Here is a 17,602-nt window from a genome sequence, read left to right on the forward strand (position 1 = left end):
TCAGAATGCAGCAAAAAACAACAACAAACTTAAAAACCACCAAACACACTATTGAGTTCTCAAACAACACACCCGGCTGACACCCGCCAGCAGGCAACCCTGCCAGCTTACTAGTCTTTCTTGGCGGCGTCAACTCCCGCTGCCTTCCCGTCTCCGGGTCCGGCGCGGTTGGCCGACCGCCTACATTACACGCGTTCTATCTCAGCTCCAAGTCGCACCAGATTCTCCACGAAAAGCGGGTAGCCCCGGTCGATGTGGAAGACGTCGTGCACTTCGGTCTCGCCGTCGGCAACCAGCCCTGCCAGCACCAACCCGGCACCGGCCCGGATATCCGAGCACCACACCGGCGCACTGGACAGCTGCGGCAGCCCGCGCACCACGGCGTGGTGACCGTCAGTCCTGGCGTCGGCCCCGAGTCGGATCATCTCCTCGACGAATCGAAATCTCGCCTCGAACACGTTCTCGGTGATCATCGACGTCCCGTCGGCGATGGACGCCAGCGCGATCGCCATCGGCTGCAAATCGGTCGGAAAACCCGGGAACGGCAGCGTCGCCACATTGCCGGCCTTCGGCCGCTCGTACTGAACTACCCGAAACCCGTTGTCGTGCTGGGTGACGGTGGCACCGGCGTCGTGCAGCTTGTGCAGTACCAGTTGCAGGTGAGACGGGTCAACGCCGGTGACCGAGATATCGCCGCGGGTCATCGCGGCCGCAATCCCCCACGTCGCCGCAACGATCCGGTCCCCGATCACCCGGTGCTCGGTCGGATGCAGCCGCGGAACGCCGGTGATCGTCAGCGTCGACGTGCCGGCACCCTCGATCTGGGCACCCATCTGGTTGAGCATCTCGCAGAGGTCGACGACGTCAGGCTCCCGCGCCGAGTTGTGGATCGTGGTGACGCCCTCGGCCAGGACGGCCGCCATCAGGATGTTCTCGGTCGCTCCCACCGACGGGAACTCCAGCTGGATCTCGGCACCGCGCAGTTTCTCGGCAGTGGCGACCACACAGCCATGCTCGATATTGCAGTCCGCGCCGAGCTGCCGCAGGCCGGCCTGATGCATGTCCAGCGGACGCGAACCGATCGCATCGCCGCCAGGTAGCGCCACCCGGGCGCGTTTACAGCGCCCGACCAGAGGGCCCAGCACGCAGACCGAAGCACGGAACTGACGCACTGCCGCGAAGTCGGCCTCGTATTTGGGCTCCTCGGGCGACGTGATCCGCACAGTCGGGCCATCGAGCTCGACGTTGGCGCCGAGACCGCGCAGGACCTCGGCCATCAGCGGCACATCGAGAATGTCGGGGCAGTTCGTGATCGTCGTGGTGCCCTCGGCCAGAAGGCTGGCAGCCATCAGCTTCAACACGCTGTTCTTGGCGCCGCCCACAGCGACTTCGCCTGACAAGCGATTGCCGCCGGTCACCACGAAACGCTCGCCCACGGCCGTTAGTTTAGTGGAGCCAGCGCCCGGTACCCGCACACTCGGCCGGTACCGTTCTTCCATGGCCGTGCATCTGACCCGCATATATACCCGTACCGGCGATGACGGCACCTCGGGACTGAGTGATTTCTCACGGGTCGAGAAGAACGACCCCCGCCTGATCGCCTATGCCGACTGCGACGAAGCCAACGCCGCCATCGGTGTGGCCGTGGCCCTCGGCGATCCCAGCGACGACCTGCGCAAAGTCCTACTGCAGATCCAAAACGACCTGTTCGACGCCGGTGCGGACCTCTCCACCCCGGTCGCCGAGAACCCGGAATATCCGCCGCTGCGGATCACCGCGCCCTACGTCGAACGGCTCGAGGCATGGTGCGACCACTACAACGACGGCCTGCCGGCCCTGAACTCGTTCATCCTGCCCGGCGGCACTGCCCTGTCTGCCCTGCTGCACGTTGCGCGAACCGTGACACGGCGCGCCGAGCGCTCGGCGTGGGTCGCGGTGAAGGCCTACCCCGATACCGTCAGCGCGCTGCCGGCCCGCTACCTCAACCGGCTGTCGGACCTGTTGTTCATCCTGTCCCGGGTGGCCAATCCGGAGGGTGATGTGCTGTGGCAGCCCGGCGGGGCGAAAGCCGACCGGCCCGAAAAGAAATAGCTCACGCCGTGCGACGGCGCGCCCGAGGCGACGGACTGGACTCGACCCAGGACAGGAACGCCGTCAGCGCCCCGCGGTCCAGCGCGATCTCGTAGCCACGCCACCGGTCGATCGTGGTGTCGTGCAACTCGAGCACGACGATCGCGTCGCTCATGATGTCGAATTCATCCCCGCGAGGACTCCGTCGGGAAATGATCTCCAGCCCACGCCGGCTCAGGCGGCGATCCGGCCACCACCGTAGGCTCGAAAGCCGGTAATACCTGGCTTCGTCACCGCGGTAACGGATCACCCCGTGCCGCCAGCCATGGCCACCGACCGCGGGGATGTCACGCAGGATCGCGGCGGTACCGCCCTGGCGCAGCTTCCACAGCCGGTACGTCAGGGCAACGACGACGAGCAACAGCACACCGACGAGCGCGGCCATGAAGATCATTGGCGCGCTCATCAGTCGCTGGCCCGCGGCTAGTCGAGCTGGCCTAGGGCGCGCAGACGCGCCCTACCGCGAGCGGCGGTCTGTGGATCGTCGGAAGCCGCGTCAGACTTGGCCGACTCCGCGTCGATCTCGGACTCGAACTCGGCAGACTCCGCGAGGATCGTCACGCTCTCCTCCGTCACCGACAGGTATCCGCCATCGACGGCGATGCGAAGGTCGTCCTCACCCTCGCGCTCAACGCGCACCATCGCGTCGTCCACCAGCTGTGCGACGAGCGGGATGTGACGCGGCAGAATGCCGATCTCGCCCGACGTGGTGCGAGTGAAGACGAAAGTCGCCTTGCCCGACCAGATCTTGCGCTCGACGGCGACGATATCGACGTCCAATTCGGCCATCTCACACCACCTTTCGCTTTAGTTGAATGCTCTTCCCGCACGCGCTCATCGCACGACGACCATGATGTCTACAGCTTGGCGCCGAGGCTTTCGGCTTTCTTCGCCAGGTCGTCCAGGCCGCCGATCAGGAAGAAAGCCTGCTCGGGCAGGTGGTCGAATTCGCCCTTGGCCAGCTTGTCGAAGGCCTCGACGGTCTCCTTGAGCGGCACGGTCGACCCCGGCTGGCCGGTGAACTGCTCGGCCGCCATCATGTTCTGGCTCAGGAAGCGCTCGATCTTACGAGCGCGGTACACCAGAACCTTGTCCTCTTCGGAGAGCTCGTCGATACCGAGGATCGCGATGATGTCTTGAAGGTCCTTGTAGCGCTGCAGGATCCGGATGACTTCCTGTGCGACGCGGTAGTGCTCGTCGCCAACCACGCTCGGGTGCAGGATCGTCGAGCTCGACGCCAGCGGATCCACCGCCGGGAAGATGCCCTTGGAGAACACCGCACGCGAGAGCTCGGTGGTGGCATCGAGGTGCGCGAACGTCGTGGCCGGCGCCGGGTCGGTGTAGTCGTCGGCGGGCACGTACACGGCCTGCATCGAGGTGATCGAGCGACCACGGGTCGAGGTGATGCGCTCCTGCAGCTCACCCATTTCGTCGGCCAGCGTCGGCTGGTAACCCACGGCCGAGGGCATACGACCCAGCAGGGTCGACACCTCGGAGCCGGCCTGAGTGAACCGGAAGATGTTGTCGATGAACAGCAGCACGTCCTGGCCCTGCTCGTCGCGGAAGAATTCCGCCATGGTCAGCGCCGAGAGCGCCACCCGCATACGCGTGCCCGGCGGTTCGTCCATCTGGCCGAACACCAGCGCGGTGTCCTTGAGCACGTTGGCGTCCGCGAGCTCGACCCACAGGTCGTTGCCCTCGCGGGTGCGCTCACCCACGCCTGCGAACACCGACGTACCACCGAAGTTGCGGGCGATGCGGTTGATCATCTCCTGGATGAGGACCGTCTTGCCCACGCCGGCACCGCCGAACAGGGCGATCTTGCCGCCACGCACGTAGGGGGTCAGCAGGTCGACGACCTTCAGACCCGTCTCGAGCATTTCCGTACGGGGCTCGAGATCGGCGAAGGCCGGCGGCTTGCGGTGGATCGACCAGTGCTCGAAGTCCTTGCCGTAGCCCGGCTCGTCGAGGCAGTCACCAAGGGCATTGAAGACGTGGCCCTTCACGCCGTCGCCGACCGGTACCGAGATCGAGGCGCCGGTGTCGCTGACCTCGACACCGCGGACCAGGCCGTCGGTGGGCTGCATGGAGATGCAGCGGACCAGGCTGTCACCCAGGTGCTGGGCAACCTCCAGGGTCAGGGTCTTGGCAAGCGGACCGTAGGCGATGTCGGCGTGCAGCGCGTTGAACAGTTCGGGGACCGAGCCACGCGGGAACTCGACGTCCACCACGGGTCCCGTGATGCGGACGACCCGGCCGGCGGTCTTCTCTGCGGTAGCAGTCATTTCCTCTTCGCTTCTCTAGCTCTCGATGGGGCCTATGTAATTGATTGGGCTAGCGCGCGTCGGCCAGCGCGTTGGCGCCACCGACGATTTCGCTGATTTCCTGGGTGATCTGCGCCTGACGTTCGCGGTTCGCCGCCAACGTGAGCGCCTTGATCAGATCGTCGGCGTTGTCGGTCGCCGACTTCATGGCACGACGACGAGACGCCGACTCCGAGGCCGCCGCCTCCAGCAGCGCCGCATACACGCGAGTCGCGATGTAGCGCGGCAGCAGTGAATCGAACAGCTCTTCGGCATTGGGCTCGAACGAGAACAGCGTGTGCGGGCCGGCTTCCGCTTCGCCGACGTACTCGACGACCATCGGTGCGATCCGCAGCGCGGCAGCTGTCTGCGAGAGCATCGACTTGAACTCCGTCGACACGATGTGCAATTCGTCGACGCCCAGGATGCCGTCAGCACCGGCGTCATCGCCCTCGTCGTCGACACCGGACATGAACGCCGTCACCAAGCTGTCGGCGATGGCCTTCGCGTGGTCGTAGGTGGGCCGCTCGGAGAAGCCGGTCCACGACTCGGTGACGTCGCGCTGGCGGAAGCTGTAGTAACCCAACGCCTTCCGCCCGACCACGTAGAGCACCGGATCCTTGCCCTCGTCCCGCAGCAACGAGAACAGCTCCTCGGCCCTGCGCAGCACGTTTGCGTTGTAGCCGCCGCACAGACCGCGATCCGACGACACCACCAGCACACCGGCTCGCCTGGGGTTCTCCCGCGCGACCAGCAGCGGGTGATCCAGCGCGCTGGCGCCGGCGAGTTCGGTGAGCATGCTGGTGATCTCGGCGGCATAGGGCCGGGCCGCGTTGACCCGGGCCTGCGCCTTGGCGATCCGCGACGTGGCGATCAGCTCCTGGGCCTTCGTGATCTTCTTGATCGACGAAGCGGATTTGATACGTCCGCGTAGCTCGCGAAGTGTGGCTGCCATTGGTTACCTAGCTCTTCTTCGGAGCCGGCTTACGGACCTTGACGGATTCCTTCTCCAGGTCCTCGGGGTCCAGTGCCTCGGTCTCCTCGTCGCCGACGACCACCGAGCTGCCGTCAGTGGCGGCAAAGCCCTTCTTGAAGTCGTTGATGACCGAAACCAGGTTCTCCTCGGCCTCCTCGGAGAGCTTCTTGGACTCCTTGATGCCGGTGAGGATGTCGCCGTGGCTGGCCTTCACGTGCTCCAGGAACTCCGACTCGAAGCGCGAAACATCCTCGGCGGGAACCGAATCCAGGTGACCCTGGGTACCGAGGAAGATCGCGACGACCTGATCCTCGACCGCCATCGGGCTGTACTGGGCCTGCTTGAGCAGCTCGACCAGCCGCACACCGCGGTCCAGCTGGGCCTTCGATGCGGCGTCCAGGTCCGAGGCGAAGGCTGCGAAGGCCTCCAACTCGCGGTACTGCGACAGGTCCAGACGCAGCGAACCCGCCACCTCTTTCATTGCCTTGATCTGTGCGGCGCCGCCGACGCGCGACACCGACACACCGACGTTCACGGCCGGGCGCACACCCTGGTTGAACAGGTCGGACTCCAGGAAGCACTGGCCGTCGGTGATCGAGATGACGTTGGTCGGGATGAACGCCGAGATGTCGTTGGCCTTGGTCTCGATGATCGGCAGCCCGGTCATCGAACCACCACCGAGCTCTTCGGAAAGCTTGCCGCAACGCTCCAGCAGACGGGAGTGCAGGTAGAACACGTCGCCGGGGAAGGCCTCGCGACCCGGCGGGCGGCGCAGCAACAGCGAGATCGCGCGGTAGGCGTCGGCCTGCTTGGACAGATCGTCGAACACGATCAGGACATGCTTGCCGTTGTACATCCAGTGCTGGCCGATGGCCGAACCGGTATAGGGCGCAAGCCATTTGAAGCCGGCGGCGTCGGAAGCCGGGGCGGCGACGATGGTGGTGTACTCCATCGCGCCACCCTCTTCGAGCGCCCGCTTCACCGAGGCGATCGTGGTGCCCTTCTGGCCGATCGCGACATAGACACAACGGACCTGCTGGTTGGGATCACCGGTCTCCCAGGCTTCCCGCTGGTTGAGGATGGTGTCGACGCAGACGGCGGTCTTGCCCGTCTTGCGGTCGCCGATGATCAGCTGGCGCTGGCCGCGACCGATCGGGGTCATCGCGTCGATGGCCTTGATACCCGTCTGCAGTGGCTCACTGACAGCTTGGCGCTGCACCACCGACGGTGCCTGCAGTTCGAGGACGCGGCGGGTCTCGGCCTCGATGTCGCCCTGACCGTCGATCGGCCGGCCCAGCGGGTTGACGACACGGCCCAGGAAGGCGTCGCCGACCGGCACCGAGAGCACCTCGTTGGTGCGCTTGACCTGCTGGCCCTCTTCGATCTTCTCGAACTCGCCCAAGATGACCGCGCCCACGCTGTGCTCGTCGAGGTTGAGCGCGACGCCGAGCACGCCACCGGGGAACTCCAGCAGTTCCTGGGTCATCACCGAGGGCAGACCCTCGACGTGGGCGATGCCGTCGCCGGCGTCGAGGACGGTGCCGATTTCCTCGCGCCCGGAATCCGCCTCGAAGCTCGAGACGTACTCCTGGACGGCGCCCTGGATGTCGTCAGCCGAGATTGTCAACTCTGCCATGGCTTTTCGTCTTCCTGCCTTTGTTTGGGTCTTGGGGTTCGTTAGGCGTTTCGGCCGGTTAGTCGGGTAGTTGAGTCACGGCTGCGTCCAGCCGTGAGGACAACGTCCCGTCGATCACCTCGTCGCCGACAGCGACCGAAAGGCCGCCCAGCACTGTGGGATCGATGTTCAGCTGCACCGAAACGGGGTGGTGGTAAATCCGGGTCAGCACCTCGGTCAGGCGGGTGCGCTGCGCAGTGCTGAGTTCGGCGGCCGCATCCACATGGGCGACGATCTCACCGCGGCGGGCGACCGCAAGCTGGGCCAGTGCCAGCACCGCCTCGTCGGCGCGCTCGCCGCGGAGCAGGCCGACCGTCTGCAACAGCAGGGCGGACGCGGTCGCGTTCGCGCCGCTGCCGTCGCTGATGAGCTTGCGCAGCAACGCGACCCGGCCGTCGGCGGGTGTGGTGTAGTCGCCCAGCAAGGTGCTCAGCCGGGGCTGCTCGTCGAGGATGCGGGTGAAGCGGAAGAGCTGCTCCTCGACTTCGTCGGCCTGATTGTCCAGCTCGGCGCGAACCAGCAGGGCCAGCCGGGCGACGTGCTCGATGACGTCGACCAAGTCTTCGGTGTGCGACCAGCGCACCGAAACCGCGGTCTCGAGCACCTCCAAAGCGCTGGCTCCGACCTTGTCGCTCAGCAGCCGGTGCACGAGTCGCTTCTTGGCCTCTGTCTCACCAGACGACTCGGCCAGATGGCGGGCCAGGATCGGTTCGCCGATCAACAGCCCGGCCACCGACGCAAGGTCATCGGACAGGGTGGACAGGGCGTCGCCGGACAACCCCGATGACACCGCGTCGAACTTCTCCACCACCGCGGCCTGCGCCTCACGGCTGGCCGAGCGCAGAACCGACCCCGTCTCGGGAGAGAAGGCCGCCGGCGCCATCGATTCCAGTTCGTCGAGGAACCGGTCGACGGTGGCCGACTGCGCCTGCGCGTCGGCGACGTGTGCACGCACCAACTCGCCGGCGCGCTGCACCGACTCGCTGCCGAGGTCCTGGCGCAGCTGGCGGATCAGCTGGGCGCGCAGCAACTGAACCTGTTGCGCACCTTGAACTTTGATCCGCTCCACCTCGACGTCGGCCTGCGCGCGGAGCTGCTCGACGATGCGCTCGGCATCGATACGGGCCTCTCCGACGATGTGCTTGGCCTCGGCCTTGGCTTCGTCGACCCGCGCTGCGTGGTGCTTGTCGGCGTCGGCCAGGCGCTTGGTGGCCTTGGCGCTGTCGGCGATCTGCGTGCGGATCGCGTCTTGCTGGCTGGTCATCATGCGCTTGACCGGCGGCACTACGTACCGCCAGATGATCGCCACGATCACCACGAAGCCGATGAGCTGTCCGATGAAGGTTGACATGTCCTACCGTCCCGGCGCCGTAGTCGCCGACTCGCTGGAGACCTCGACACCAAGAACACGACTGGCCAGCGTCGCAGACAGCGCGTCAACCGACGACCTCAGATCGGCCGCGATGGCATCACCCTGCAGCTTCAGCTCGTTGGCCGCCTGCTGCAGCGTCGCGGCTGCTTCCTCGCTGGCGCGACCCTTGTGCTCGTCGAGGATCTTGCGACCCTCCGCCCGGGCCTCGTCGCGGATACCGGAAGCCTCACCGCGGGCCGCGGCCATCTCCTTGCGATAATCGGAGTCGGCAGCGGCCTCGAACTCGTTGGCCTTGCGGTTGTCCTCGGTGGTCTTGGCGACCATCTTCTCGCGCTCACCAAGCACCTTCTGGATCGGCGGCACGACAAACTTGCCGATCACGCCCAGCACGATCAAGAAGATGGCCAGTACGAAGAAGAAAGTGCCGTTGGGGACGAGGAAGTTCTGAGTGCCACCTTCCTCGGCCGCCAACAGGGTGACGCTGTGCTCCCCCATGCGTACTAGGAGGCGCCAGGCGTGGCGAACACGAACAGGGCCATGAACGCCAGGTTGATGAAGTACGCCGCCTCCACCAGACCAACGGTGATGAAGAACGGAGTGAACAGCCGGCCCTGGGCTTCAGGCTGCCGGGCGATGCCGGAAATCAGGGCGTTACCGGCGATGCCGTCACCGATGCCGGCGCCGATGGCACCGCCGCCCAGGATGAGGCCGCCGCCGATCAGGGCGCCAGCGACGATGGTGGGGTCTGCCATTCCTTATCCTCCTTGATTGCTGGTAGGACTCCTACCAGGCTGTGGGTGGTTCGGGGGTCGAACACGTCTTTTAGTGGTGCTCCTCATCCAGTTCCATGGACTGGCTGAAGTAGAGAATCGTCAACAGCGAGAAGATGAACGCCTGGATCAGGCCGACGAACAAGTCGAATGTCTTCCAGATCGCGTTGGGCGCCCACATGATGTACGGCGGGAACAGCGCGATCAGCGCGACCATGATGCCACCGGCAAAGATGTTGCCGAAAAGTCGGAGCGACAGCGAGATCGGCTTGGCGATCTCCTCGACCAGGTTGATCGGGGCGAGGAATGCCACGTGGCCTTTCAGCACCTTCACCGGGTGGCCGAGGATGCCGCGCCGCCAGATGCCGGCCGCGTGGTAGCAGAGGAACACGAACAGGGCCAGCGCCAGCACGAAGTTGATGTCGGCGGCAGGCGGCTTCAGCAGCTCGTGGGTACCGCCGTCGGCAGTGCCGTACTGCACCGGCAGCACCGAGATCCAGTTGGCGATCAGGATGAAGATGAACAAAGCCACCGCCAGCGGCAGCACGAACGGGGCGATCTTCATGCCGATCGCCGATTCGATCTGTCCGCGCATCTGGGTGGTGAGGGTCTCCCAGAGCAACTGGACACCGCTGGGCACGCCGGTCGAGGTGACCTTGGCCCGCAACACGAACGCCAGCGCAATGACGATCACCGCGGCGATCGCCGTCGCCATGATGGTGTCGACATTGACCGTGAGCCCCAGCCATTTGGCGGTCTCGTGGTGGCCGACCTCGATGGCGGCCTCGGCGAGGATTCGTTCACTCATCGAATGTTCAATCCTTCGGTGCTTCGTCTGCGGAGCCAGCAGCCCCGGGAGGTGTCGTGATGCCAGCCGCGTCGTCTTCGTCGCCGGTACGAATCTTCTTCCATACCGGTAACGCCGTGCTCAAAACCAGCAGAACTTGGAACAGCGCCAAGCCGAAAAGCACGCCCAGGCCGAGCGGGCGGAAGAGTATCGCGATGGTCAGCCCGATCGCCGTGATCACCAGCAGGCGGGTGGCGGAGTTGAGCGCCATCTTGCGCTTGAGCGGATGGTCACCGGCGGTGATCGACTCCACCGACCGCTGCACCAGCACCGCATTGAGCAAACCGAGCGCCAAGCCGATACCGAAGAACACGCCAAACATGAGGTACGGGCCGGCTGTCGCAGCCGCAATCACCGCCAACGCTGTCAGCGCGGCACAGATGGCAAGCAGCCGAACGGGCCGGAAGGCAACGGACGGAAACACCAACGGCGCATCTTGCGCTGGCGTCGTCACAGGTTCACCTCAATCTTGCGTTCTCGAGAGCCGGTCGAGCGATTTCTGCGTGCTGGTCCGCCGAGCGTATCGGAGGGCGACAGGCGCGCTGGAATCACCCAAGGGGCAGCTCCCTTTGTCGGTCGTAAATCGGCGCCGATCGGTCGTGACTCCGATGGGCCGGGCCGGCAACCCGCGAGGTTTCAATCTGTGTCTCGGCTGGGTTCTGCCAGCACCGTACCACATGGTAGACGGCAGAAAACACGTCTACTACTTACTGTCGTAAAGTCCCTCGTAATCGTCGTCGCGACGACGCAACAGCGGGATCAAAGTGACCACTACCGCGACGACGATCGCGGCCAGCATGACCGCTCCGGTGTAGCGCGGATCGAAGAAGATGGTGGCCGCCGCGCCGAACGCGATGATGCCCACCCACAGGTAGATCAGCAATACGGCGCGGCGATGGGAATGCCCGATCTGCAGCAGGCGGTGATGCAGGTGCATCTTGTCCGGGCTCAGCGGACTCCGGCCGGCGCGGGTGCGCCGCACGATCGCCAGCAGCGTGTCCAGCGCCGGCACCAACATCACCGCGACCACCAGCAGGAACGGCGAGAGCAGCGCGAAGACATCGCGTGCCCCGTACGCACTCTGTGAGATCGGGCCCGCCGCGGTGGTCGAGGCAGCCGCGAGCATCAGGCCCACGAGCATCGAGCCGGAGTCACCCATGAAGATCTTGGCGCGATAGAAGTTGTGCGGCAGAAACCCCAGACAGGCACCCGCCAACACCACCGAGATCACCGCCGGCGGATAGAACAGCACGTCGCCTCCGTGATCGCGCAGCAGGCCGACCGAGAAAATGCAGATGGCCAGCGCGGTGATCAGCCCAAGTCCTGCGGCCAGCCCGTCGAGGCCGTCGACGAAATTCATCGCGTTGACTATCGACACCGTCAGCGCCAGGGTCAGCAAGATCGAGGACACCTGGTCCAACACGATGGTGCCGACGCCGCCGATCGGGATGTACAGCACGCTCCACGCAACGCCCATGGTGACCAGCACGCTCGCCGCGGTGATCTGACCGGCGAACTTTGTCAGCGCATCCAGGCCCCAGCGATCGTCGATCAGTCCGATCCCCATGATCAGCCCGCCTGCGACCACCACGGCGGGCATGCCCGATGAGTAGATGAAGCCACGGGTCAGCGCCGGCAGCTGGGACGCCAGGAACACAGCGACGACGACCCCGAGGTACATCGCCAGCCCACCCATCCGCGGGGTCGGCTTGATGTGCACATCCCGTTCGCGGGGGTAGGCCACCGCACCCACCCGGGTGGCCAACACGCGAACCCATCCGGTGGCGAAGTAGGTGATGATCGCGGCGGTCAGACCGACAAGGGCCAACTCTCGCAACGGAACACCGGCGCCGCGGTCAGCCAGCGCGAGCGTTGTGGTTCCAGAGGGCAGGAGCGAAGCGACTCGGGGATCAGCGAGTGCGAGGAATTCGGATGTGCTGACCATCGCAAAAACCGTACTGCACCAATCTGTGGTCGATCAGGCGGTCAGGGATGCGACATCGGTGCCGAGGACTTCGGCGATCGCCGCGGCGCTGATCGGCCCTTCACGCAGCAGTCGCGGGGTGGATCCGGTCAGGTCGACAATCGTCGAGGCGGCCTGCGCCTGAGACGGCCCGGCATCCAGATACACCTGGACCAGATCGGCGAGCTGGCGCTGCGCCTCCACGGACGTCGTGGCCGCGGGGCGACCGGACAGGTTGGCACTGGACACCGCCATCGGCCCGACCTCACGCAGCAGTTCGATCGCCACCGGGTGCAGCGGCATCCGCAGCATCACGGTCCCGCGCGCGTCTCCGAGGTCCCATTGCAGCGACGGCGCTTGTTGCACAACAAGGCTCAGCGCGCCCGGCCAGAACGCGCGGATCAGTTCACGGGCGCTGTGCGGCACCGAGTAGACCAGGCCTTCGATTGTGTGCCAGGAGCCGACCAGCACACCGACCGGCATGTCGCGGCCGCGACCCTTGGCGGCCAGCAGCGCCGCGACGGCCTCGCTGTCGAAGGCGTCGGCACCGATGCCGTAGACAGTGTCGGTGGGCATCACGACCAGCCGGCCGCTCTTGATCGCGGCGGCGGCCGAGGTGATGGCCTCGGCACGCTGGCTGGCGTCGGTGCAGTCGAACACCTGGGTCACGCTGCCTCCTTCGTCCGGCATGCCGTCACGAACCGCGGGCGGCCCGCCAGATCGCGACGTGGGGTGATGTCAGTAAAAAGCTTTGTGTTTTCGATGGTTTCGACAGTCTTGCGCGACGTGGTGTCGTCGTGTTCAACCGCGAACAGGCCGCCGGGTGTGAGCCAGCCACCCGCCAGCCGGGCGATCGGCGTGATGACAGCCATACCGTCGGCGCCACCGAACAGGGCGTGCGCCGGGTCATGGTCGGCCACTTCGGGTTCCAAGTCTGCCCCGGCAGGGATATACGGCGGGTTCGATACCACGAGGTCGACGCTACCGGTCAGCTCGGCCAGCAGCCCGGGGACGGTGACGTCGGCCTGTACCAGTTCGACTGTCGTCGCTTCGGCGTTGCTGCGCGCATAGTCCAGCGCGGTGGCATCGTCGTCGACCGCGATCACCCGCGCGCGCGGCCAGTGCGCGGCCAGGGCGATGGCCAGTGCGCCGGATCCGGTGCACAGGTCCACGATCACAGGGCGCTCGGGCAGGCGTTGGGCCAGCGCCCATTCCAGCAGGGCCTCGGTCTCCGGGCGCGGAATGAACACCCCGGGCCCGACCCGGAGCTCCAGCGGGCCGAATGCCGCCGAACCGGTGAGGTGTTGCAGCGGAATACGCCGCGACCGGGCACCGATCAGCTCGTCGTAGCGGCGGAAGAAGTCGGCATCGGGTTCGTCGATTACGGCCAGACGGCCACGGTTGACACCGGCCAGGTGCGCGGCCAGCAGTTCGGCGTCGGTGCTCGCGGAGTCGATGCCGGCTTCGGCGAGGGCGACGGTGGCCACCTCGATGGCCTGCCGCAGTTTCGTCATGGCTCGGTTCCGCGACTCACGCCTGCTGCAGCCGGGTCTGCTTGTCCGCCTCGGCCAGCGCGTCCAGCAGCGGGTCGAGCTCACCGTCGAGCACCTGGTCGAGGTTGTGCGCCTTGAAGTTGATCCGGTGATCAGCGATCCGGTTCTCCGGGAAGTTGTAGGTGCGGATCCGCTCGCTGCGGTCGACGGTCCGGATCTGGCTGGCCCGGTCGGCAGAAGCATCGGCCTGGGCCTGCTCCTCGGCCAGCGCCTGCAAGCGCGCCGCGAGCACGACCATCGCGCGGGCCTTGTTCTGCAGCTGGGAGCGCTCGTTCTGACATGTCACGACGATGCCGGTGGGAAGGTGCGTGATGCGGACCGCTGAGTCGGTGGTGTTGACGCCTTGGCCACCCTTGCCCGACGACCGGTAGACGTCGATGCGCAAGTCGGACTCGTCGATCTGGACCTGCTCGACGTCTTCAGGCTCGGGGTAGACGAGCACGCCGGCGGCCGAAGTATGTACGCGCCCTTGGGATTCGGTGACCGGAACCCGCTGGACCCGGTGCACTCCGCCCTCGAACTTCAGCCGCGACCACACGCCGTCGGCCGAATCGCCCTTGCTGCGGATGGACAGTGTGGCGTCCTTGTAGCCGCCGAGGTCGGACGTGGTCTCGTCGAGCATGGTGACCGTCCAGCCGCGCCGCTCGGCGTAACGCAGGTACATCCGCGCCAGATCGGCGGCGAACAATGCCGACTCCTCGCCGCCCTCACCGGATTTGACCTCGAGGACGATGTCGTCGGCGTCATGCGGATCGCGCGGGGCCAGCAGATCGGTGAGGTGCGCGTCGAGTTCGGCGACCTTGGTTTCCAGCTCGGGCACCTCAGCGGCGAAGGATGCGTCCTCGGCGGCCAATTCACGGGCCGCTTCAAGGTCTCCACGCGCGGTCTCGAGCCGGCGATAGGTCGTCACGATCGGGGCCAACTGGGCGAAGCGGCGGCCCACCCGGCGGGCGTTGCCGGCGTCGTTGTGCAGCGCCGGATCGGATAGCTGACGTTCGAGGTCGGCATGTTCGGTCAGCACGGCGTCAACAGTTGCGTGCGTCACGATGCTCTCCTCCTCTCAGCTGGGTCCAAACGCAAACCGACGCCCGGCCTGCGCGCATGGCAGCAGAGCGGGCGTCGGTGAAGCAGCTACTTGTCGGCAGCCTCGCCGGTCTTCTGTTCTCCCGTCGCTGCGCTCGCCCCGGTCCGCTTGCCGTAGCGCTTCTCGAAGCGGGCCACGCGGCCGCCGCTGTCGAGAATCTTCTGCTTGCCGGTGTAGAACGGGTGGCACTGCGAGCACACCTCGACGACGATGTGGCCGCCGTCCTTGGTGCTACGAGTGGTGAACGAGCTGCCACAGCCGCAAACCACGTTGGTCTCGCCGTAAGCGGGATGGATCCCTGTTTTCATGGTGTCCTCTGCATTCGTTGGTCGCCGGGTCGCCCGAGCTGTTTTCCCTGGTAATCGAGCGTGAACCGGTACCTGAGGTGGTCGACGATCCAGTATGCCAGGTTGACCGCCACCTGCCCAAACGCGTCGCCGCCCCCGGCTATTCCGCTCAGCCGACGTTGTAGCTCTTCGCGCGCGCCGCGCGCGTCCAGACCCGGCCGTTTTCCGCGCCGTTTTCCGGGTGGATGCCGCGCTCGATGAGCTCCCGCTTGAGCACCTTGTTGGTGGCGGTGGCCGGCAGCTCGTCGGCGATCCAGACATATCGCGGCCAGGCCTTCGGCGACAGGTCGGACTGCCCGGCCAGGAACTCGGCGAGCTCGGAGGGGGTGAGGTCGGCGCCGTCGGCGAGCACGATCGCGGCCATCACCTGATCGCCGACGTGCTCGTCGGGCACCGGGTACACCGCGACCTGGCTGACCTGGGGCAATCGCAGGATGATGCGTTCGATGGGTGCGGCGGCCATGTTCTCGCCGTCCACCCGCATCCAGTCCGCGGTACGCCCGGCCAGGTAGATCCAGCCGTCGGCGTCGCGGTAGCCAAGGTCACCCGACCAGTACATGCCATGCCGCAGTCGCTCGTCGGTGGCTCCCGCGTCGTTGTAGTAGCCGCCGAACATGCCACCGCCGGTGGTGTTGACGATCTCCCCGACCGCCTCGTCCGGGTTGGCCAACGCGCCGCTATCATCGAAAACCGCTGTGGCACATTCCTTCTGGGTGTCCGGATCGAAGATGGCCACACCGGGAAAACCCCGGCCGACCGAACCGGGCGGGCAGTCGTCCTCGCGGGTGATGACGACCGCCCCCTCGGTGGAGCCGAAGCCGTCCCACACCGTGCAGCCGAAACGGCGGCTGAACTCGTCGATATCGCGGTCGGTGGCCTCGTTGCCGAAGGCGACGCGCAACGGATTGTCATGATCGTCAGGCTGCTCCGGCGTCGCCAGCACGTAAGCCAGCGGCTTGCCGACATAGTTCATGTAGGTGGCCCCGTAATGGCGCAGATCGGCCAGCAGGCCCGATGCCGAGAACGACGCGGGCGCCATTGCCGCGCCCGCGTTGAGTGCCACCGCCCAGCCCGCCATCAGCGCATTGGAGTGGAACAGCGGCATCGAGAGGTAGCAGACGTCGGCGGCGGTGATCGCGAACCGCTCAGCCAGTGCGACACCGGCGAACGGCACCATCATGTGGGCGACCTGGACAGCCTTGGGTTCGCCGCTGGTTCCGGAGGTAAAAATCAACATGAATGTGTCGGTCGCGGCGACCTCGCGGTGCGGCGTCAGCTCCCCCGCGCCGGCCAGCAGAGCCGACCACTCGGCGGAATCGACGTCGAACACCCGCACGCCCGGCAGCTCCAGGCCGTCGAGCAACTCGTGATGCGCCGAATCGGTGAGCAGGATTTGGCAGTCGGCCTTGACGATGTCGCGGGCCAGAGCGGCGCCGCGACGGGTGTTGTTGACCCCGCACAGCACGTACCCGCCGAGTCCTGCCGCGGCCATCGCGGTGAGCATCGCGGGGGTGTTGCCCAGCAGCGTTCCCACGTGCAGCGGCCGGTCGGCGTCGGCGAGCGCGATCAGCGCCGCCGCCTGCCGGGACGCCTCGTCGAGATGTTCACGCCAGGTCCACACCTGATCGCCGAACCGCACCGCCGGGGTGGATTCGTCGAGGCGCTCACGTAGCAGCTGTTGGACGGTCTCGGCCACGGGTCTCCCGTCTCCCATCTTTGGCATCACCCCGCGTTCTCGCGGTGCCTTACGTCACAATAGAAGCGCAATAGTAAACAGAATGACAAATCTGTCTACCGACGCCGAAGACCCGCCGGGCGTCCTGGTTTGGAAGGATGTCCGCAACGGGACCGTCGCGTCGACATGAGGAGGACAACCGAGGTGACTGCCAGCGCCGATGCCGACAGCCGGCAAGGGGCTAAATCGGTCCAGGAACGACTGGTCGATGCTGCCGAGGCGTGTCTGCGGGCCAAGGGGATCCGGGCGACGACGGTGTCGGAGGTGGCCGAGGCGGCGGGAGTGTCGCGCGGGTGGCTCTACCGGCACTATCCCGACAAAGCATCGCTGCTGGGCGCGGCGATCGTGCGGCTGAACAACGCGTTCTGGGCCGAATCGCATCAGGTGCTGGACGCGATCGACGCCTTCGAAGAACAGTTGACGGTCGGGGTGCGACTGGGCCGCAGCGCCTACGACTCCCCCGGCGCGCTCGTGATGCAGCTGCGCCGCGACGAACCCGAAGAGTTCGCGGCCTGCGCCGGAGCCGGCGTGCAGGGCCTGGTCCCCGACCTCGGCCGGTTCTGGCAGCCCTACCTGGAAGCGGCGCGCGACCGCGGCGAGATCCATGCCGACACCGAGCTCGCCGAGGCGGCCGAATGGGTGGCCCGAGTGCAGATCAGCCTGGGCACCGTTCCCGGCGAGACGCTCGATCCCGACGATTACGACGCGGTACTGCGCTACATGCGGCGATATGTACTGCCCGGCCTCAGCGTGGCACCCGCAACCCAGTAGTTGTCAAACGCGAAAACCGTTGAGCGACAAACGCTGCGATGATCTATTCACGGCGCCGGCCAGCCGCCTGACACAA

At 66.1% G+C, this 17,602-nt stretch carries 19 protein-coding genes; 2 read left to right on the top strand and 17 right to left on the bottom strand.

Features of this window, described 5'->3' with window-relative positions:
- Nucleotides 1–185 precede the first annotated feature (185 nt).
- Entirely contained in the window at nucleotides 186–1,436 is a 1,251-nt protein-coding gene (gene murA / locus CG716_RS27375) for a UDP-N-acetylglucosamine 1-carboxyvinyltransferase (RefSeq protein WP_094484290.1), read from the bottom strand.
- A gap of 61 nt (nucleotides 1,437–1,497) precedes the next feature.
- On the opposite strand from murA, the gene CG716_RS27380 reads away from it, so the two are divergent.
- Complete coding sequence (locus CG716_RS27380) at nucleotides 1,498–2,091, top strand: cob(I)yrinic acid a,c-diamide adenosyltransferase (protein WP_094484291.1); 594 nt, start codon at nucleotides 1,498–1,500, stop codon at nucleotides 2,089–2,091.
- A gap of 1 nt (nucleotide 2,092) precedes the next feature.
- Here the strand turns inward: CG716_RS27380 and CG716_RS27385 are convergent, their stop codons facing one another.
- From CG716_RS27385 to fadD1, 16 genes are all read right to left on the bottom strand, one after another.
- Nucleotides 2,093–2,536, bottom strand: coding sequence for a DUF2550 domain-containing protein (locus tag CG716_RS27385; protein WP_094484292.1), 444 nt, complete (start codon nucleotides 2,534–2,536; stop codon nucleotides 2,093–2,095).
- 17 nt (nucleotides 2,537–2,553) lie between these two features.
- Nucleotides 2,554–2,919 carry a F0F1 ATP synthase subunit epsilon gene (locus CG716_RS27390; protein ID WP_094484293.1) on the bottom strand — a complete coding sequence of 122 codons (366 nt, stop codon included), beginning with the start codon at nucleotides 2,917–2,919 and terminating at the stop codon, nucleotides 2,554–2,556.
- Between the two features lie 68 nt (nucleotides 2,920–2,987).
- Nucleotides 2,988–4,415, bottom strand: a complete 1,428-nt coding sequence (gene atpD / locus CG716_RS27395; protein WP_094484294.1) for a F0F1 ATP synthase subunit beta — start codon at nucleotides 4,413–4,415, stop codon at nucleotides 2,988–2,990.
- A gap of 49 nt (nucleotides 4,416–4,464) precedes the next feature.
- A complete protein-coding gene (locus CG716_RS27400) occupies nucleotides 4,465–5,388 on the bottom strand; it encodes a F0F1 ATP synthase subunit gamma (protein ID WP_094484295.1) in 924 nt (307 codons plus the stop codon).
- A gap of 7 nt (nucleotides 5,389–5,395) precedes the next feature.
- Nucleotides 5,396–7,045, bottom strand: a complete 1,650-nt coding sequence (gene atpA, locus CG716_RS27405; RefSeq protein WP_094484296.1) for a F0F1 ATP synthase subunit alpha — start codon at nucleotides 7,043–7,045, stop codon at nucleotides 5,396–5,398.
- A 58-nt stretch (nucleotides 7,046–7,103) separates the two neighbouring features.
- Entirely contained in the window at nucleotides 7,104–8,435 is a 1,332-nt protein-coding gene (locus CG716_RS27410) for a F0F1 ATP synthase subunit B/delta (RefSeq protein WP_094484297.1), read from the bottom strand.
- Between the two features lie 3 nt (nucleotides 8,436–8,438).
- Nucleotides 8,439–8,951 carry a F0F1 ATP synthase subunit B gene (locus tag CG716_RS27415; protein ID WP_094484298.1) on the bottom strand — a complete coding sequence of 171 codons (513 nt, stop codon included), beginning with the start codon at nucleotides 8,949–8,951 and terminating at the stop codon, nucleotides 8,439–8,441.
- 5 nt (nucleotides 8,952–8,956) lie between these two features.
- On the bottom strand, nucleotides 8,957–9,208 hold the full coding sequence (locus CG716_RS27420; RefSeq protein ID WP_005148260.1) for a F0F1 ATP synthase subunit C: 252 nt from the start codon (nucleotides 9,206–9,208) through the stop codon (nucleotides 8,957–8,959).
- A 70-nt stretch (nucleotides 9,209–9,278) separates the two neighbouring features.
- Nucleotides 9,279–10,034: a F0F1 ATP synthase subunit A gene (gene atpB / locus CG716_RS27425; protein WP_094484299.1), complete on the bottom strand. Its 756-nt coding sequence runs from the start codon at nucleotides 10,032–10,034 to the stop codon at nucleotides 9,279–9,281.
- A gap of 7 nt (nucleotides 10,035–10,041) precedes the next feature.
- Nucleotides 10,042–10,527, bottom strand: coding sequence for a hypothetical protein (locus CG716_RS27430; protein ID WP_094484300.1), 486 nt, complete (start codon nucleotides 10,525–10,527; stop codon nucleotides 10,042–10,044).
- Between the two features lie 249 nt (nucleotides 10,528–10,776).
- Nucleotides 10,777–12,018, bottom strand: coding sequence for a glycosyltransferase family 4 protein (locus tag CG716_RS27435; protein ID WP_234818068.1), 1,242 nt, complete (start codon nucleotides 12,016–12,018; stop codon nucleotides 10,777–10,779).
- Between the two features lie 33 nt (nucleotides 12,019–12,051).
- A complete protein-coding gene (locus CG716_RS27440) occupies nucleotides 12,052–12,705 on the bottom strand; it encodes an L-threonylcarbamoyladenylate synthase (protein ID WP_094484317.1) in 654 nt (217 codons plus the stop codon).
- Complete coding sequence (gene prmC / locus CG716_RS27445) at nucleotides 12,702–13,550, bottom strand: peptide chain release factor N(5)-glutamine methyltransferase (RefSeq protein ID WP_094484301.1); 849 nt, start codon at nucleotides 13,548–13,550, stop codon at nucleotides 12,702–12,704. The genes CG716_RS27440 and prmC overlap by 4 nt, the downstream gene beginning before the upstream one ends.
- Nucleotides 13,551–13,566: 16 nt before the next feature.
- Complete coding sequence (prfA, locus tag CG716_RS27450; protein WP_207760797.1) at nucleotides 13,567–14,634, bottom strand: peptide chain release factor 1; 1,068 nt, start codon at nucleotides 14,632–14,634, stop codon at nucleotides 13,567–13,569.
- A gap of 86 nt (nucleotides 14,635–14,720) precedes the next feature.
- On the bottom strand, nucleotides 14,721–14,981 hold the full coding sequence (gene rpmE / locus CG716_RS27455) for a 50S ribosomal protein L31 (protein WP_094484303.1): 261 nt from the start codon (nucleotides 14,979–14,981) through the stop codon (nucleotides 14,721–14,723).
- A gap of 148 nt (nucleotides 14,982–15,129) precedes the next feature.
- Nucleotides 15,130–16,716 carry a fatty-acid--CoA ligase FadD1 gene (gene fadD1, locus CG716_RS27460; protein WP_094484304.1) on the bottom strand — a complete coding sequence of 529 codons (1,587 nt, stop codon included), beginning with the start codon at nucleotides 16,714–16,716 and terminating at the stop codon, nucleotides 15,130–15,132.
- Nucleotides 16,717–16,881: 165 nt separating this feature from the next.
- Here fadD1 and CG716_RS27465 point away from each other — a divergent pair, with 165 nt between their 5' ends.
- Nucleotides 16,882–17,526: a TetR/AcrR family transcriptional regulator gene (locus CG716_RS27465; protein WP_094484305.1), complete on the top strand. Its 645-nt coding sequence runs from the start codon at nucleotides 16,882–16,884 to the stop codon at nucleotides 17,524–17,526.
- Nucleotides 17,527–17,602 lie beyond the last annotated feature (76 nt).

It is taken from the genome of Mycolicibacterium sphagni, assembly GCF_002250655.1.
Taxonomy (GTDB): Bacteria; Actinomycetota; Actinomycetes; order Mycobacteriales; family Mycobacteriaceae; genus Mycobacterium; species Mycobacterium sphagni.

What these genes read in the sequence shown, in the direction of transcription:
- CG716_RS27380 (WP_094484291.1), top strand. Translation starts at nt 1,498, where the DNA reads ATGGCCGTGCATCTGACCCGCATATATACCCGTACCGGCGATGACGGC.
- CG716_RS27385 (WP_094484292.1), bottom strand. Translation starts at nt 2,536, where the DNA reads ATGAGCGCGCCAATGATCTTCATGGCCGCGCTCGTCGGTGTGCTGTTG.
- CG716_RS27390 (WP_094484293.1), bottom strand. Translation starts at nt 2,919, where the DNA reads ATGGCCGAATTGGACGTCGATATCGTCGCCGTCGAGCGCAAGATCTGG.
- atpD (WP_094484294.1), bottom strand. Translation starts at nt 4,415, where the DNA reads ATGACTGCTACCGCAGAGAAGACCGCCGGCCGGGTCGTCCGCATCACG.
- CG716_RS27400 (WP_094484295.1), bottom strand. Translation starts at nt 5,388, where the DNA reads ATGGCAGCCACACTTCGCGAGCTACGCGGACGTATCAAATCCGCTTCG.
- atpA (WP_094484296.1), bottom strand. Translation starts at nt 7,045, where the DNA reads ATGGCAGAGTTGACAATCTCGGCTGACGACATCCAGGGCGCCGTCCAG.
- CG716_RS27410 (WP_094484297.1), bottom strand. Translation starts at nt 8,435, where the DNA reads ATGTCAACCTTCATCGGACAGCTCATCGGCTTCGTGGTGATCGTGGCG.
- CG716_RS27415 (WP_094484298.1), bottom strand. Translation starts at nt 8,951, where the DNA reads ATGGGGGAGCACAGCGTCACCCTGTTGGCGGCCGAGGAAGGTGGCACT.
- CG716_RS27420 (WP_005148260.1), bottom strand. Translation starts at nt 9,208, where the DNA reads ATGGCAGACCCCACCATCGTCGCTGGCGCCCTGATCGGCGGCGGCCTC.
- atpB (WP_094484299.1), bottom strand. Translation starts at nt 10,034, where the DNA reads ATGAGTGAACGAATCCTCGCCGAGGCCGCCATCGAGGTCGGCCACCAC.
- CG716_RS27435 (WP_234818068.1), bottom strand. Translation starts at nt 12,018, where the DNA reads ATGGTCAGCACATCCGAATTCCTCGCACTCGCTGATCCCCGAGTCGCT.
- prmC (WP_094484301.1), bottom strand. Translation starts at nt 13,550, where the DNA reads ATGACGAAACTGCGGCAGGCCATCGAGGTGGCCACCGTCGCCCTCGCC.
- rpmE (WP_094484303.1), bottom strand. Translation starts at nt 14,981, where the DNA reads ATGAAAACAGGGATCCATCCCGCTTACGGCGAGACCAACGTGGTTTGC.
- CG716_RS27465 (WP_094484305.1), top strand. Translation starts at nt 16,882, where the DNA reads ATGAGGAGGACAACCGAGGTGACTGCCAGCGCCGATGCCGACAGCCGG.